This is a genomic window from Microbacterium azadirachtae, from assembly GCF_000956505.1.
In the GTDB taxonomy this organism is placed as follows: domain Bacteria; phylum Actinomycetota; class Actinomycetes; order Actinomycetales; family Microbacteriaceae; genus Microbacterium; species Microbacterium azadirachtae_A.
On sequence record NZ_JYIX01000029.1, the window covers coordinates 16,034 to 30,843 of the forward strand.

Genomic DNA, 14,810 nt, shown 5'->3' on the forward strand with positions numbered 1-14,810 from the left:
TGATAGACCTCCGCCGGCCGGGCTGTCAAGGGCCGTGACGCGGGTCGATGCAGGACTCATCCTCCTCCGTGGACGAGGGGAGTGAGATGTCGATGACGACACCGGCCCGCTTCGAGATGCGCAGGCTCACGGAGAGCGAATGGCTGATCCTGGACGACGGCTTCGACCGCAGCGACGCGCGGCACACGGTCGCCTGCGTGAGCCGGCTCTCGGCGGAACAGGTGGAGGTGATCTGGCTGCAGCCCGTGGCCGAGAGGATCCGCTACGACTCGGTTGCGGACGTGCTGGAGGCCGTGCGCAGCGCGCCGCCGCAGCAACGGCGTGCGGGCGGGCCGGCGTGAACCGCTGCGCACCGGGCCCTGCCATCCCGCACCCCTCGCCGTCAAGCCCCTGTGCAGCGGCGATCGTCACCGCCTACCGTGAGTCGGCGGTCGCACCCGCGGCACCTGGAAGGAGTCCGTCATGAACATCCTCTTCGTCATCATCATCATCGTGGCCATCATCCTGGCCATCACGGGTGGCCTCGTGCAGTCCCTGAACTTCCTGCTCTGGGTCGGCCTGGTACTGCTCGTCCTCGCCGTGATCGCCTGGTTGCTCCGGTCGGTCACGGGTCGCCGGGCGCCGTGACGGCCGCAGGGCACTGACGAGGGAGGGCCGGCGATGCCGGCTCTCCTTCGTTCTCGTGCGGGCAGGATGGGTGCATGAGCATCCCCGTCGACGACGTGACCGTGCCCGATCGGGTGAGGGAGCTGGCTGGATCCGCCGCACTCACCCCGGTGTGGGAGAACGGGATCGGCGGACTCACCTTCCGCACCGACGACGGCCGATTCCTCAAGTGGGGCCCGCGGCACCGGGAGGCGACGATGCGCACGGAGGCGGAGCGGATGCGCTGGGCTCACGCCTGGACCCTGGTGCCGCAGGTCCTGGATCAGGGCGAGGATCGCACGCACGAATGGCTCGTGACGGCATCGATCCCGGGCCGCAGCGCCGTGGATCCGCACTGGATCGCACGGCCCGAGATCGCCGTGCGCGCCGTCGGATCGGCGCTGCGCCGGCTGCACGGCGCCCTGCCCAGCGACGAATGCCCGTGGAGCTGGAGCGTCGAGGACCGGATCGCGAACGCCGCAGAGCGCGGGATCGTCGTGCCGGAACGCCTGCACGCGGCCCCGCCGATCGACCGCCTCGTCGTCTGCCACGGCGACGCCTGCGTGCCGAACACCCTGCTCGACGGCGCCGGTCGCGGCATCGCGCATGTCGACCTCGGCGCGCTCGGAACCGCGGACCGCTGGGCCGACATCGCGGTCGCCTCGATGAGCACCGAGTGGAACTACGGTCCCGGATACGAGGACCTCCTCATCGAGGCGTACGGAGTGGATCCGGATCGTGAGCGCCTCGCCTACTACCGCGACCTCTGGGACGCGACCTGAGGCGTCGGCCGGAACGCGGCTTCGCCGGCAACGCGGCGTCGCCGGTTCGGACGCGGGGCTCGCCGGTCGGACGCGGGCTCGCCGGTCGGACGAGGGCTCGCCGGCTCTTCGCTCCCCCCACTTCCGAGTCGTCCCTGTCAGGGGACGCTATGGCGTGCGCTCCCGGGGACGACTCGGATTCTGGCTCCCCCCATCTCCGAGTCGTCCCTGTCAGGGGACGCTATGGCGTGCGCTCCCGGGGACGACTCGAGATGGGCCTGCCCAACCGGGGCGACCTGGGCGCGGGCGGCGGCTCTGGCGAGAATCGCGGACGGCGAGGATCCTGAGAGGACGCACTGACATCGGGAGGTGGTCATGAGCGGGTCCGGGAAGGGCGAGGCAGCGCGCTCAGGCATCGCTGCCCTGGTCGCGATCGCACTGGCCGCCTTCGCGCTGACGGCGTGCGCGCCGACGACCCCACCGCCCGTGACGAGAACGCCGACGGGACCCGTCGCGTCCGCGCAGACCCCGTCGCCCTCGTCCTCGTCTTCGGCGCCGACGTCGGTGCCGGACTCGCCGTCCGTTCTGGTGACGGGGCTCGTCGCGCCCTGGTCGATCGCGCCGATCGGATCGGGGGCGCTCATCTCGCAGCGGGACGACGGGCGCGTGCTCGAGTGGACCCCGGCCGGCGGAGTGCACGACGTCGGCACGGTCCCCGACGTGGTCTCCGGGGGCGAGGCAGGACTGAACGGGCTCGCGATCCACGACGATGGCGGAACGCGCTGGCTCTACGCGTATCACGCGACCGCCGCCGACAACCGCGTCGTGCGGCTGCGTCTCACCGGCGATCCGGGTGCGCTGCGGTTCGATCCGGCGAGCGCGCAAGTCGTGTTCACCGGCATTCCCCGAGCGGGGAACCACGACGGCGGGCGGATCGCGTTCGGCCCGGACGGGATGCTCTACGTCGGGACCGGCGACGCCGGGCAGCGCGATCGCGCGCGGGATCGCGACTACCTCGGCGGCAAGATCCTGCGGCTCACGCCCACGGGCCGGGCCGCGCCGGGCAATCCGTTCGGCACCGCGGTGTACAGCCTCGGGCACCGCAACGTGCAGGGGCTGGCGTGGGACACCGCGGGCACGCTGTGGGCGAGCGAGTTCGGGCAGGACACCTGGGACGAGCTGAACCGCATCCAGCCCGGCGGTGACTACGGCTGGCCCGACCACGAGGGCCGCGCCGGCGCCGCCGACGCGATCGATCCTGTCGTGACCTGGCGTCCGTCGGAGGCCAGTCTGAGTGGCATCGCGATCGTCGATGACGTCGTCTACGTCGCCGGTCTGCGGGGCGAGAGGCTGTGGACGCTCGACACCAGGTCACCGGATCCGCAGCCGCAGGCCGCGTACACGGGCGAGTTCGGCCGCCTGCGCGACGTCGTGGCCGCCCCGAACGGCGCACTCTGGGTGCTCACGAACAACACCGACGGCCGAGGCTCCCCCGGCGATGCCGACGACCGCCTGCTCCAGCTCCCCCGTCGCCGCTGACCCCCGCCCCGTCCTTCTCCCTACTTCCGAGTCGTCCCCGTGAGCGGACCCTATGGCGTGCGCTCGCGGGGACGACTCCCGGTCCTGGCTGCCCCGATTCGAGTCGTCCCCGTCAGCGGACCCTATGGCGTGCGCTCGCGGGGACGACTCGAAGGTGAGGCACTGCCCGAACGGGGGCCCGGAAGCAGGCGGGATCACTCGGCGCGGCGGCGGGCGTACTCCGCGTCGGTGACGTGTTCCTTCCAGACCGTCGTGGTGGCGGGATCGTCGCCGGCCTCGAGCATCGCGAGGTGCTCCATGAAGCAGTCCGCTGTGGCGCCGTGCCAGTGGTCCTGGCCGGGCGGGGTGTAGAGCGTCCGCCCGGGATGCAGCTCGACGACGTTTCCGTCCCGATCGCCCACGAGAGCGACGCCGCTCGTCACGCGGAGGAACTGGCCTCGAGCGTGCGAGTGCCAGGCCGTGCGGGCGCCGGGTGCGAATCGCACCAGGGCGACCGTCATGCGCTGATCGGCCTCATGCGGCGTGGCGATGCGATCGAGCCACACGTCACCGTGGAACTGCTCCGGCGGGTTCTTGACCGTGGGCACGGCGGATTCGATGTTCATTCCAGCTTCTCCTCTGTTGTTGCTTCCGCTTCCGGGTCGTCCCCGTCAGCGGACTGTATGGCGTGCGCTCATGGGGACGACCGAGATCTGGTCTGGCCGTACGTCCGGGTCGTCCCCGTCAGCGGACTCTATGGCGTGCGCTGACGGGGACGACCCGGATTCAGTGGGCCCCGATGGATCCAGCCGGATCCACCGGTGCTCAGTCGGTCGTGAGCAGCACCTTGGTGGCGCGGCGCTCGTCCATCGCCCGGTAGCCCTCGGCCGCATCCTCGATCGACAGGGTCAGGTCGAAGACGGCGCCGGGATCGATGCGCCGCTGGAAGATGAGATCCACGAGCTCCGGCAGGAAGCGACGCACCGGCGCCGGTCCGCCGTGCAGATGCACGCTCGAGAAGAAGACCTCGGCTCCGTCCAGCGCGACGTCATGGGACACGCCCACGAAGCCGACGTGGCCTCCCGCGCGCGTGGCGCGGATCGCCTGCTCCATCGACTCCTGGGTTCCGACCGCCTCGATCGTGGAATGCGCGCCGAGGCCGCCCGTGAGCTCCTTGATCCGGGCCGCCCCCTCTTCACCGCGCTCGGTCACGATGTCCGTCGCTCCGAAGCGGCGTGCGAGGGCCTGCCGATCGGCATGACGGGACATCGCGATGACCCGCTCCGCACCGAGCTGCTTCGCCGCCAGGACGCCCAGCAGCCCGACGGCCCCGTCCCCCACGACGGCGACGGTCTTGCCGGGGCCCGCCTCGGCGGCCACGGCGGCGAACCAGCCGGTGCCGAGGACGTCGGACGCCGCGAGCAGCGAAGGGATGAGGTCGGCGGGCAGCTCCCCCGGCGTCACGACGAGCGTGCCGTCGGCGAGCGGGATCCGCGCGTACTGCGCCTGGGTGCCGACCGAGCCCATCATCACCTGATGCACGCAGCGGGACTGATACCCCGCCGCGCAGATCTCGCAGGTGTTGTCGCTCGCGACGAAGGATCCGACGACGTGATCGCCGGGCCGGATCCGGGCCACCTCGCCGCCGACGGACTCGACGACCCCGATGTACTCGTGACCCATGCGCTGCCCGCCGGCGCGGATCGCCTCGGCGCCGCGGTAGGGCCACAGGTCGGATCCGCAGATGCAGGTGGCGGTGACGCGGATGATCGCGTCGGTGGGCTCGAGGATGACGGGCATCTCGAGTTCTTCGGTCCGGACATCGCCCGGGGCGTGCATGACGACTCCACGCATGATCGTTCTCCTCAGTGTGCAGTGATGACAGTGGCAGTGGTGGTGGCAGGGCCGCCGGGCCCGGGAGCGGGGGCGCCGCCCCGTCGGGGACGGGCGAGCACCGCGAACGAGACCGCGGCGAGGACCGTCGCGGCCACGGTGACGAGTCCGAGCGGCAGGATGCTGGCGGCGCCCGCGATGCCCACGAGTGGAGCGGCGATACCCCCGACCATTCCGAGCAGCGACGACGCCGTGCCCGCGATCTGCGGATACTCCACGAGCGCGAGGGTGGTCGCGGGCGGGGAGGCCGTCGCGACGCCGCTCGCGAGGGCGAAGAGCGAGACGAGCACGACCCACAGCGGCATCGGGGCGATCCCCGCGGCGAGCAGCCCGAGGGCGCCCAGGCCGGTGATCGCGACTCCCACGGTGAGCGTGCCGCGCACGCTCCACCGCTCGGCGGCACGGCCCGCGAAGTAGCCGAAGACCATGAAGCCGGCCGAGTTCGCGCCGAACGCGAGGGCGTACCCCTGCGGCGACAGGCCGTAGACGTCTTGAAGCACGTACGTCGCGCCGGCGAGATAGGCGAACACCGCCGCGTACAGGAACCCCTGGCTCAGCACCGCGCCGAGGAAGATCCGGTCGGCCAGCAGCGTACGGAAGTCCTGCAGAGTGCGCCGCAGCCCGCCGACCGTTCGGTCGGCGGCGGGAAGGGTCTCCCCGAAGGCGAGCAGGGTGATCAGCAGGATCGCGGATCCGATCACGGCGAGGAACAGGAACAGCCCGCGCCAGTCGGCGACCGTGCTCAGCGCACCGCCGAGGAGCGGTCCGACGATCGCGGCGAATCCGCCGACCACCGTGAGACGGCCGTAGAAGCGGATGAGCGCTCCGCCCGCATGAACGTCGCGGCCTGCCGCCTGCGCGATGACGATCCCGACGCCTCCGGCCAGGCCCTGCACGAAACGGGCCGCGATCAGCAGGCCTACCGAGGGCGCCGCCGCGCAGAGCAGCGAGGTGCCGATGTAAGCCGCAACCCCGATCAGCAGGATCCCCCGTCGTCCGAAGCGATCCGAGAGGGGGCCCGCGACGAGCTGGCCGAGCGCGAGCCCGATGAGGCACGCGGTCACGGTCAGCTGGGCGATCGAGGTCGCCGCCCCGAGTTCGCGCGTGAGGGCCGGGAGTGCGGGCAGGTAGAGGTCCATCGAGATCGGGCCGAACACGGTGAGCAGGAGCAGCAGCGACGGCAGCAGTCTCGAGACCGTGGGGCGCGCGGCGGATCCGGGATCGGTGCGGTTCATGAGGACCACTCTCCGCTCGATCCTGCGCTGGTGGGAGTCCCTGTCGAGGGGTGTACCGGCAGGGCCTCCCTCCGGTGACGGGATCGGCTTACCCTGCTGTGCATGGACAACAGAGCCGAGGTGCGCGAGTTCCTCATGACCCGCCGCGCCCGCGTCTCCCCCGAGGCCGCCGGGCTGCCCGCGGGCGCGAACCGCCGCGTGGAGGGTCTGCGCCGCAGCGAGGTGGCCGCGCTCGCCGGGGTCAGCGTGGAGTACTACGCGAAGCTCGAACGCGGCGCGATCGCCGGAGCCTCGGCGGCGGTGCTCGACGCGCTCGCCGACGCGCTGCAGCTCGACGACGCCGAGCGCGCCCACCTCCTCGACCTGGCGCGTGCGGCCGATGGCATCCCCACCAGCGGTCGTGCACGGCGGCGGGGAAGCGGTCGACCCGCGCCGCTGCGTCCGAGTCTGCAATGGGCGCTGTCCTCGATCACCGATGGCGTGGCCTTCGTCCGCGATCCGCGGCAGAACCTGCTCGCCACCAACGCGCTCGGGCGGGCGTTCTACTCCCCCGTGATCGGCGACGGCGGGCGCACTCCGAACCTGGCTCGCTTCCAGTTCCTGGATCCGGCCGCTCGCGACTTCTATCCCGAGTGGGATCTGTTCGCGCACATGTGCGTGGGCGTGATGCGCGCGGAGGCCGGGCGGGATCCGCACGACACCGCGCTGCAGGAGCTCGTCGGCGAGCTGTCCACCCGGAGCGAGGTCTTCCGCCGGCTCTGGGCCGAGCACGACGTGCGTCGCCACGGAGCCGGCACCAAGCACTTCCGCCACCCGGTCGTGGGCGAGCTGACCCTCGCGTACGAGGAGCTGGCGATCACCGCGGAGCCGGGCAACGTGCTCCTCGTCTACACCGCCGAGCCCGGTTCGCCGTCGGCCGAGGGTCTCGCGCTGCTCGCGTCCTGGGCCGCCACGCAGGAGTCCGAGCGCCCGTCGATCTCCGCCGCAGACGCCTGACCCCCGCTTCGCGTCGTCCCCGTGAGCGGACCCTATGGCGTGCGCTCACGGGGACGACTCCTCGTTCTGGCTCCCCCACCTTCGCGTCGTCCCCGCCAGCGGACCCTATGGCGTGCGCTCACGGGGACGACTCGGAAGTGGGAGACGGGAACGGGAACGAAACGGAAACGGGAACGGGAACGGGAACGGGAACAGGAACGGGAGCGGGAGCGGGAACAGGGTCACACGCGGCAGAGGATCTCGCCGTGCAGGACCGAGAGCCAGCCGTCTTCGCTGGCCGCCCACTCGCGCCAGCCTTCGCTGACACGCCGCAGATCGTCGGGTTTCGCCGCTCCCGACTCCAGGAGCTGGGGCGCGATCGCGGAGTCGAGGATCCGGTCCGCCCACATGCCGCCCCACCAGGCACGGTCCTCGTCGTTCGCGTAGCACCAGGTGCTCGACGTGGCCACGACGTCGGTCAGCCCCGCCGCGTGCGCCCACGACAGCAGCACCCGGCCGGCGTCCGGCTCACCCCCGTTCGCGCGCGCCGCGGTGCGGTAGAGGTCGAGCCAGGTGTCCAGCGCCGGCACGGCGGGCCACCACCGGAAGCCGCCGTAGTCGCTGTCGCGCACGGCGATGATCCCGCCCGGCTTGGTCACCCTGGCCAGCTCCCGCAGTGCCTGGACCGGATCCGCGACGTGCTGCAGGACCTGGTGCGCGTGCGTCACGTCGAAGCTGTCGTTTGGGAAGTCGAGGGCGTGCACGTCGGCGACGCGGAACTCGATGTTCGTCACGCCGCGTTCGGCCGCGGTGGTGCGGCTGAGCCGCAGCTCCTCCGCGCCGATCTCCGTGGCGACGACCTCGGCGACCAGTCCGGCGAGGTCCGCGGTGATCGTGCCGGGCCCCGCACCCACGTCGAGCAGGCGGTCCGTCGGACGCAGGTGCGGCAGCAGGTGCGCGGCCGAGTTCTGCGCGGTGCGCCAGCGATGCGATCGCAGCACCGAATCGTGGTGTCCGTGTGTGTAGGCGGCCATCGGGTCTCCTCTGTTCCAGGGGGCTTCGCTCCCCAGCGTTCCGGTTCGGCGCACCGCGCGGAAGACCGTAGTCTTCCTAGGAGCGCCGCACCCTCGTTCGGCGGCGCTCGCTGATGCGGAGGATCCAGGAGGCCGCGGATGTCGAACGCACTCGGAGATTTCCTCCGCGCCCGGCGCACCGACGCCCGGCTGCAGACGGAGGCGCCGCGACCGGGCGCACGCCGCCGCACCACGGGCCTGCGCCGCGAGGAGGTCGCGACCTCCGCCGGCATCAGCGCCGACTACTACACGCGCCTCGAGCAGGGACGCGAGACGCACCCCAGCGACGCCGTGCTCGACGCCCTCGCCCGCGCGCTCCGGCTCGACCAGGACGCGACCCACCACTTGCACCGGCTGCGCGACGCCCACCCCGGTGCCGCACGCCCCGAGCCCGCGGATCCGCCCGCCGCCGACGCCACTCTGGTGGCCCGCATGACGATGCTGGTCGACGCCGTGCGCCCCAACCCGGCCTACGTCCTGGACCGGCTCAGCACGGTCGTCGCAGCGAACCCCGAGGGGCTCGCGCTTCACGAGGGGCTCGCCGATCTCCCGCCCGCGCAGCGCAACACGTGCCGCTCCCTGCTGCTCGATCCGCGTGCCCGCGAGACGTTCGTGGAGTGGGAGGAACTGGCCCGCGGCGCGGTCGCGCACCTCCGCGCCGCCAACGTGGACGATCTGCAGGATCCGCAGCTCTCCGCCCTCGTCGAGGAGCTGAGCGCGCAGAGCCCGCTGTTCCGGACCTGGTGGAGCGGTCACCTCGTGCAGCGCCGTCGCGGCGACATCACGCACGTGCGCTCGGCCGACGGCACCGTCACCGCCCGCCGCTACGAGGTGCTGCACCTCCCCGAGGACGGCGTGCGGATGACCCTCTGGCTCCCCGCCGTCTGAAGACCCGTTCCGCCGGGGTCGCTTCACCGCTCCGCTCCCCCCGGGGTCGTTGCACCGCTCCGCTCCCCCCGGGGTCGCTTCCCCGCTCCGCTCCCCCCGGGGTCGTTGAGCGAGCGAAGCGAGACGAAACGCGGTGCGCTCGCGGATCGAGTCCGTCGGCGCACCGCGTTTCGTCTCAGTCGCCTTCAGCGTCTTCGCTCAACGACCCCGGCAGGAAGTCGCCTTCGGCGTCTTCACTCAACGGCCCCGAGGAGAGGAGACGAGATCCGGACCCTCCACGCCCGCCTCCCCGGACGCCGTCGCCGGCGCCTCACGGCGCAGGCGGCCGGGCCACCAGATCCGGTCGCCGAGGAGAGCGAAGATCGCGGGAACGATCACGGTGCGCACCACGAGCGTGTCCACGATCACGCCGACACCGACGATCAGGCCGAGCTGGCCGAGGGTCACCAGGGGCAGCACGCCGAGCGCGGCGAAGACCGCGGCCAGCACGATGCCCGCACTCGTGATCACGCCGCCGGTGTGCGCGATCGCCTCGACCATCCCCACCCTCGTGCCGTGCGCTGCGGCCTCGGCACGGGCGCGGTGCACCAGGAAGATCGTGTAGTCGATGCCCAGCGCGACGAGGAAGAGGAACGCGAGCAGCGGCACCTGCAGGTCGAGCGCGTGCTGACCGAACAGCACCCGGCTCAGCCACGCGCCCGCACCGATCGCGGCGAGCGCGCTGGCGAGATTCACGACGAGCAGGAGCACGGGGGCCACGACCGAGCGCAGCAGGATCAGCAGCACCAGGAAGCTGACCAGCAGCACGAGGGGCGCGATGAGCAGCAGATCCTGCCGGTTGCCGGTGCGGGCGTCGACGTCCGTCGCGACCGCCCCGCCGACGAGGGCGTGCGCATCCGGCACGGCGTGCACCGCGGCGCGCAGCTCGGTGATCTGGTTCAGGCTCTTCTCGGTGCTCGGGGCGTAGTCGCTGGTCACCATGATCTTCGTGAGGTCGCCGTCCTCGGTCGTGCCGACCGGCTGCGCGCGCACGACGCCTTCGACGTCCTTCGCCGCCGCGACGACGTCCCGAGTCTGCGCCGAATCGGCGACCACGAGGATCGGCTGCGCCTCACCCGCAGGGAAGTGCGCAGAGAACACTTCGAGCCCCGCCGCCGACTCCGAGGGCACCCGGAACTTCTCCACCTGGTCGAGCCCGACCGAGGTGCCGAACAGGCCCGCGGCCATCACCGCCAACAGCGCGCCGCCCGCGAGCAGGGCCACGAGCGGGCGCTTCACGACGCCGCCGGCGATCCCGCGCCACGCCCGTCCCTGCCTGCGCTGCTCACCGGGACGCGGCACGAACGGCCAGAACACCTTCGGCCCGCACACCGCGAGCAGCGGCGGCAGCAGGAACAGGACGGAGGCGAGTGCGATCAGCAGGCCGATCGCCGAGGAGATCCCGAGCCCGTGCGTCCCGGGGATCACGGCCAGCACGAGCGTGAGGAGCGCGAGCACCACGGTGACGTTCGAGGCGACGATCGCTGGTGCCGTCTTGCGCCAGGCGGTGCTGAGCGCGCGACGGTGATCGGTCTCCTGCTGCAGCTCTTCGCGGTAGCGCGAGATCAGCAGCAGGGCGTAGTTCGTGCCGGCGCCGAACACCAGCACGCTGATGATGCCCGCGTCGAACTGCAGGCCCCACGCGGATCCGGCCGCCGCGGTCATCCGGCCCGCGAGTCCGTCCGCGAGCGCGACGACCACGAGCGGGATCAGCCACAGGATCGGCGAGCGATAAGTCAGGATGAGCAGGATCGCGACGATGAGGATCGTGACGATCAACAGCGTGAAGTCGGCGCCCTCGAACGATGACGCGATGTCGGCGCCGAAAGCGGGCCCGCCCGTGACCTGCAGCGTGAGGCCGTCCGGCGCGTGCGCGGCGACATCCGAGCGCAGCGCGGCGATCGCCTTCGCGTTCTCGGCATTCGCGTCCGAGGCTGTGATCGGGGTGATGATCACCGCAGCCTTCTTGTCATCGCTGACCACGGGTCCCGACGGGTCCGCCGCCGCGCGGGCGTCCAGCACCGGGACCAGATCCTTCAGCCCCGCCAGGTCCGCCTCGGACAGCGCAGCGCCGTCCTCCCGCGAAGCGACGACGAGCACCGACTGCCGATCGGCGTTCGGGAAGGTCTTCAGGAGCTCGGAGACCCGGGTCGACTCCGATGCGGCCGGAGCCTGCGCATTGCCGCCCGGCGCTTTTGCCGAGCCGAAGGCGCCGAACAGCAGCACCATGAGGAGAAGGACGAGCCCGAGCGAGATCCACGCGCCGCGGCGCGAGGTCAGAGCATCGGAGAGGCGCGAGCGCGCGACGGAATCTGCCATGCCTCCAGTCCACCCGCGTGCACGCAGCGTGCCATCGTGCACAAGGTTGATCGAAAGATCGATCGAAGGGACGAGACCGGATCCCCGCCGCTCCGGGGTCGTCGAGCGAGCGAAGCGACGCCCTTCGTCTCGTCGCTGCGCTCCTCGCTCAGGGACCGGTCCGTGGATCGGGCGCTTCGCTCCTCGCTCAGGGACCGGTCCGTGGATCGGTCCCTGAGCGAGACGAAGGCGAGACGAAGGGCGGCCCGGCTCGCTCAACGGCCTCCCGGAGGAGACCGCGTTCGTGGTGCCGGGCGCCCCGTGATCTCGAGGCGCCCGGGGCAGAGGGGCCGGTCAGTACCGCAGGCCGTGACCGAACCGGAATGTGGGGTTCTCGGTGTCGAACGCGACGTCGGTGCGGCTCGCCGCGACGGCCGCGTCCGAACGGGGCAGGTCGAAGGGCAGCGCGCCCTGCGGCCCGCGCTCGCCGAACAGCACCCGGAGCACGGCCTCGTCCGAGGCGCCGTAGTCCGCGAGCACGGCGTGCGCCGCCTCCTCGAGACCGCCGAGCACGGCGGGACGGTCGAGGTAGATGTCGATCACCGTCGGCACCGCGGTGGCGATCGCGGCCAGGCGGGCGTGCTCCTCGGCCGGGAACTCCAGGGATCCGGAGTGGAACAGGTCGCTGAACCCGCCGCGGTCGCGGTCCTCGAAGGGGGCCTTGATGCGCAGGATCGCGACGTCGGCCTCTTCGGGGCTCTCGACGACAGTCGCGTATGCGGCGAGCGCCTCGGCGGCCACGCCCTCGGCGTACACCTTCACGCCGCGCGCGAGCGGCAGGATCGGGGATCCTCCGTCGACGGTGTTGTTCGTGAGCAGCGTGAGCGAGTCGCTCTGCGCATCCAGCCCCTCGGCGACGAAGTCGGGACGGCCGACGACGGACTCCGCGCTCTCCTCGTCCACGAACGGGTTCTCGAACAGTCCGAGCCGGAACTTCTCGCGCAGCAGCCGCCGCACCGACACGTCCAGACGATCCTCCGAGACTTCGCCGCGCTCGACGAGCCCGAGGAGCTCCTCGGTGCACAGCTCGCCGCCGAACTGGTCGATGCCCGCGTCGAGGGCCTTGACCATGCGCTGCGGCCGGGTGAGGTCCTCGACGCCCCACGCACGGGCGGGCATGTCGGCGCCGAACACGACGACGTCGGTGAGCAGGCCCCAGTCGGTGCAGACGATGCCCTCGAACCCGAGCTCATCGCGCAGCAGATCCGTGAGCACGCCCTTGTTGAAGCCGAAGCCGACCTCTTCCCAGTCGGTGCCGACGGGCTGGCCGTAGTACGGCATCATCTGCGTGGCGCCGGCGCCGATCGCCGCGATGAACGGACGCAGGTGATAGTCGCGCGCATCACCCGGGTAGACCTGCTCCTTGCCCCAGGCGAAGTGCGGGTCCTCGCCGTCGAGCTGCGGACCGCCGCCCGGGAAGTGCTTGACCATCGTCGCGACGGAGTCCGCCCCGAGCTCCTCACCCTGGAAGCCGCGGATGTAGCCGACCACGAGGCGCGAGGTGAGGTCCGCGTCCTCGCCGAACGTGCCCGCGATCCGCGACCAGCGCGGCTCGGTGGCGAGGTCGATCTGCGGGTGCAGCGCGACCCGCAGGCCGACCGCGAGGTACTCCTGCCGCGCGATGTCGGCGAAGCGCTCGAGGCGCTCCGGGGATCCGAGGGCCGCGAAACCGAGGGTCTCCGGCCACTGCGAGAACGGACCCGCCATGAGCGAGGTGAGCGGGTTGTCGCTGAACGAGTGCCTCGGGTCGGTCGAGAGCGTGATCGGGATGCCCAGCGGGGTGTCCAGCGCCATCCGCTGCAGGGCGTTGTGCCAGGCCGCGAACTCACGACCGCCGGGTGCGGCGCCGAGCAGGTTGAAGTGGCTCATCCGGCGCTTGCGCACCATCGAGGAGATCGAGGGAAGGCCGAAGGTCGGGTTGCCCTCGTCGAGTTCGGCGAAGGCCGCCATGGTGTGGAACAGCATCCCGACCTTGTCGGCGAGCTCCATCCGGCCGAGCAGATCCTCGACGCGCTCGTCGATCGGCAGGGTGGCGTCGCGGTAGGGCAGCACGGCCTCGTTCACGGTGTCCGTCATATCGATGTTCTCCTCAGTTACTTGACCGACTTGATGAACCAGACGCTGACCGCGCCCAGCACGCTCAGCACGATCGCGATCGGGAAGAGCGCTCCGTATCCGAACGCCAGCACGATCGCACCGGCGACGCCGGGGGCGAACGTCTGCGGCAGCGTCGCCGCGATGTTCACGACGCCCAGGTCCTTCGCGAAATTCTTGGCGGACGGCAGCACCTGGCTCATCAGGGCGGTGTCGACGGCCTGGAACATGCCGAACCCGAAGCCGCTGATCACGGTCATGATCATCCACGACGTGTACGACGGCGAGATCATGGGGAACACCAGCGCGACCGCCATGAGCAGGGAGGATCCGAAGACGAACGGCTTGCGGCGGCCGACCTTGTCGGAGAGCGGACCTGAGACCACCGTCGCGATGAGGATCCCGACGAGGCTGAGGATGCCGAGCAGCGGGATCACCGAGAAGGGATCCTTCACACCGAGGTAGTTCTTGAGGATCAGCAACTGGAACCCGGTGACGGCGAAGTACCCGGTGTACAGCAGCAGACGACCCGTGAACGCCCAGAAGAAGTCGGGGTGTTTGGTCGGGCTGACCCAGAACGTGCGCAGGAACTCGCCGAAGCTGAACGGCTCGTTCTGGAAGTTGAGGCTGGGGTGGTCGGGGTTCGCGATAACGAAACCGAGCAGCACGACGACGGCGAAGACGGCGAAGATGATGTAGCCGAGCGTGATCGAGTGCGCGAGCTGCGAGCCGATGATCTGGCCGCCGAGCGCGCCGAACATGAGACCGATGCCGGAGAGCGCCGCGAACGTGCCACGGCGGGCGACCGGAACCCGGTCCGGCAGGATCGCCGAGAGCGGTCCCTGCGCGAAGTTGTAGGCGATCTGGATCAGCGTCCACGCGACGATGATGCCCACAAGATTGTTCATGAAGCCGAGAGCGATGAGGGCGATGCCGCCCACGATCGCGCCCGCGATGATCCACGGCGCGCGGCGACCGAACCTCGAACGAGTGCGATCGGAGAGCTGTCCGGCGGCGGGCTGGGCGATCATCGCACCGAGGGCGCCGATCGTCGACACGATCGCGATGTTGGCGACCTGGGTCTTCTCATCCGGGAACATCGCGATGATCTGGGCCTGCAGCAGGATCCCGGGCACCGCGCCCCAGATCACGAAGATGGCGAAGTTCGCGGGGATGATCCACCACAGCAGGCGCCTGACCCCCTTGCGGGGCGTGGGCGGGTCGTCCTCGCCGGAGGCGGTGGCCACGAACGTGGTCTCGGTGATGGGCGCGCGCACCTCTGGGGCGTCAGAAGAAGTCGACGACATTGTCAGTCCTTGGTTCGGGGTGGG

13 protein-coding genes are annotated in these 14,810 nt (G+C 71.2%); 6 read left to right on the top strand and 7 right to left on the bottom strand.

Going from position 1 to position 14,810, the window contains the following annotated elements:
• Positions 1-86 precede the first annotated feature (86 nt).
• The 4 genes from RS86_RS05020 to RS86_RS05030 all read left to right on the top strand — a co-directional run bounded on the left by RS86_RS05020 (position 87) and on the right by RS86_RS05030 (position 2,945).
• The gene (locus RS86_RS05020) at positions 87-341 is read left to right on the top strand and encodes a hypothetical protein (RefSeq protein WP_045271128.1); all 255 of its coding nucleotides are present in this window, start codon (positions 87-89) and stop codon (positions 339-341) included.
• Positions 342-462: 121 nt separating this feature from the next.
• Complete coding sequence (locus RS86_RS20725; RefSeq protein WP_181158297.1) at positions 463-627, top strand: hypothetical protein; 165 nt, start codon at positions 463-465, stop codon at positions 625-627.
• Positions 628-701: 74 nt separating this feature from the next.
• Positions 702-1,427 (top strand): aminoglycoside 3'-phosphotransferase, encoded by a 726-nt coding sequence (locus tag RS86_RS05025; protein WP_045271129.1) that lies wholly within the window; start codon positions 702-704, stop codon positions 1,425-1,427.
• A gap of 354 nt (positions 1,428-1,781) precedes the next feature.
• Positions 1,782-2,945, top strand: a complete 1,164-nt coding sequence (locus RS86_RS05030; protein WP_045271130.1) for a PQQ-dependent sugar dehydrogenase — start codon at positions 1,782-1,784, stop codon at positions 2,943-2,945.
• Between the two features lie 194 nt (positions 2,946-3,139).
• Here the strand turns inward: RS86_RS05030 and RS86_RS05035 are convergent, their stop codons facing one another.
• From RS86_RS05035 to RS86_RS05045, 3 genes are all read right to left on the bottom strand, one after another.
• Entirely contained in the window at positions 3,140-3,550 is a 411-nt protein-coding gene (locus tag RS86_RS05035; RefSeq protein ID WP_045271131.1) for a cupin domain-containing protein, read from the bottom strand.
• 199 nt (positions 3,551-3,749) lie between these two features.
• The gene (locus RS86_RS05040; protein WP_045271132.1) at positions 3,750-4,778 is read right to left on the bottom strand and encodes a zinc-dependent alcohol dehydrogenase family protein; all 1,029 of its coding nucleotides are present in this window, start codon (positions 4,776-4,778) and stop codon (positions 3,750-3,752) included.
• Between the two features lie 11 nt (positions 4,779-4,789).
• Complete coding sequence (locus tag RS86_RS05045; RefSeq protein ID WP_045271232.1) at positions 4,790-6,052, bottom strand: multidrug effflux MFS transporter; 1,263 nt, start codon at positions 6,050-6,052, stop codon at positions 4,790-4,792.
• A gap of 102 nt (positions 6,053-6,154) precedes the next feature.
• Between RS86_RS05045 and RS86_RS05050 the strand changes: the two genes are divergently transcribed.
• The gene (locus tag RS86_RS05050) at positions 6,155-7,048 is read left to right on the top strand and encodes a helix-turn-helix domain-containing protein (RefSeq protein WP_045271133.1); all 894 of its coding nucleotides are present in this window, start codon (positions 6,155-6,157) and stop codon (positions 7,046-7,048) included.
• 221 nt (positions 7,049-7,269) lie between these two features.
• Here the strand turns inward: RS86_RS05050 and RS86_RS05055 are convergent, their stop codons facing one another.
• Positions 7,270-8,061 (bottom strand): class I SAM-dependent methyltransferase, encoded by a 792-nt coding sequence (locus RS86_RS05055; protein ID WP_045271134.1) that lies wholly within the window; start codon positions 8,059-8,061, stop codon positions 7,270-7,272.
• Positions 8,062-8,199: 138 nt separating this feature from the next.
• On the opposite strand from RS86_RS05055, the gene RS86_RS05060 reads away from it, so the two are divergent.
• The gene (locus RS86_RS05060; RefSeq protein WP_045271135.1) at positions 8,200-8,988 is read left to right on the top strand and encodes a helix-turn-helix transcriptional regulator; all 789 of its coding nucleotides are present in this window, start codon (positions 8,200-8,202) and stop codon (positions 8,986-8,988) included.
• 237 nt (positions 8,989-9,225) lie between these two features.
• Here the strand turns inward: RS86_RS05060 and RS86_RS05065 are convergent, their stop codons facing one another.
• The 3 genes from RS86_RS05065 to RS86_RS05075 form a co-directional block, all read right to left on the bottom strand.
• Positions 9,226-11,346, bottom strand: a complete 2,121-nt coding sequence (locus tag RS86_RS05065; protein WP_045271136.1) for an MMPL family transporter — start codon at positions 11,344-11,346, stop codon at positions 9,226-9,228.
• Positions 11,347-11,679: 333 nt separating this feature from the next.
• Positions 11,680-13,461, bottom strand: a complete 1,782-nt coding sequence (locus RS86_RS05070) for a glycoside hydrolase family 3 protein (protein WP_045271137.1) — start codon at positions 13,459-13,461, stop codon at positions 11,680-11,682.
• A gap of 17 nt (positions 13,462-13,478) precedes the next feature.
• Entirely contained in the window at positions 13,479-14,786 is a 1,308-nt protein-coding gene (locus RS86_RS05075; protein WP_045271138.1) for an MFS transporter, read from the bottom strand.
• Between the last annotated feature and the right edge of the window lie 24 nt (positions 14,787-14,810).

What these genes read in the sequence shown, in the direction of transcription:
- RS86_RS05020 (WP_045271128.1), top strand. Translation starts at nt 87, where the DNA reads ATGTCGATGACGACACCGGCCCGCTTCGAGATGCGCAGGCTCACGGAG.
- RS86_RS20725 (WP_181158297.1), top strand. Translation starts at nt 463, where the DNA reads ATGAACATCCTCTTCGTCATCATCATCATCGTGGCCATCATCCTGGCC.
- RS86_RS05025 (WP_045271129.1), top strand. Translation starts at nt 702, where the DNA reads ATGAGCATCCCCGTCGACGACGTGACCGTGCCCGATCGGGTGAGGGAG.
- RS86_RS05030 (WP_045271130.1), top strand. Translation starts at nt 1,782, where the DNA reads ATGAGCGGGTCCGGGAAGGGCGAGGCAGCGCGCTCAGGCATCGCTGCC.
- RS86_RS05035 (WP_045271131.1), bottom strand. Translation starts at nt 3,550, where the DNA reads ATGAACATCGAATCCGCCGTGCCCACGGTCAAGAACCCGCCGGAGCAG.
- RS86_RS05040 (WP_045271132.1), bottom strand. Translation starts at nt 4,778, where the DNA reads ATGCGTGGAGTCGTCATGCACGCCCCGGGCGATGTCCGGACCGAAGAA.
- RS86_RS05045 (WP_045271232.1), bottom strand. Translation starts at nt 6,052, where the DNA reads ATGAACCGCACCGATCCCGGATCCGCCGCGCGCCCCACGGTCTCGAGA.
- RS86_RS05050 (WP_045271133.1), top strand. Translation starts at nt 6,155, where the DNA reads ATGGACAACAGAGCCGAGGTGCGCGAGTTCCTCATGACCCGCCGCGCC.
- RS86_RS05055 (WP_045271134.1), bottom strand. Translation starts at nt 8,061, where the DNA reads ATGGCCGCCTACACACACGGACACCACGATTCGGTGCTGCGATCGCAT.
- RS86_RS05060 (WP_045271135.1), top strand. Translation starts at nt 8,200, where the DNA reads ATGTCGAACGCACTCGGAGATTTCCTCCGCGCCCGGCGCACCGACGCC.
- RS86_RS05065 (WP_045271136.1), bottom strand. Translation starts at nt 11,346, where the DNA reads ATGGCAGATTCCGTCGCGCGCTCGCGCCTCTCCGATGCTCTGACCTCG.
- RS86_RS05070 (WP_045271137.1), bottom strand. Translation starts at nt 13,461, where the DNA reads ATGACGGACACCGTGAACGAGGCCGTGCTGCCCTACCGCGACGCCACC.
- RS86_RS05075 (WP_045271138.1), bottom strand. Translation starts at nt 14,786, where the DNA reads ATGTCGTCGACTTCTTCTGACGCCCCAGAGGTGCGCGCGCCCATCACC.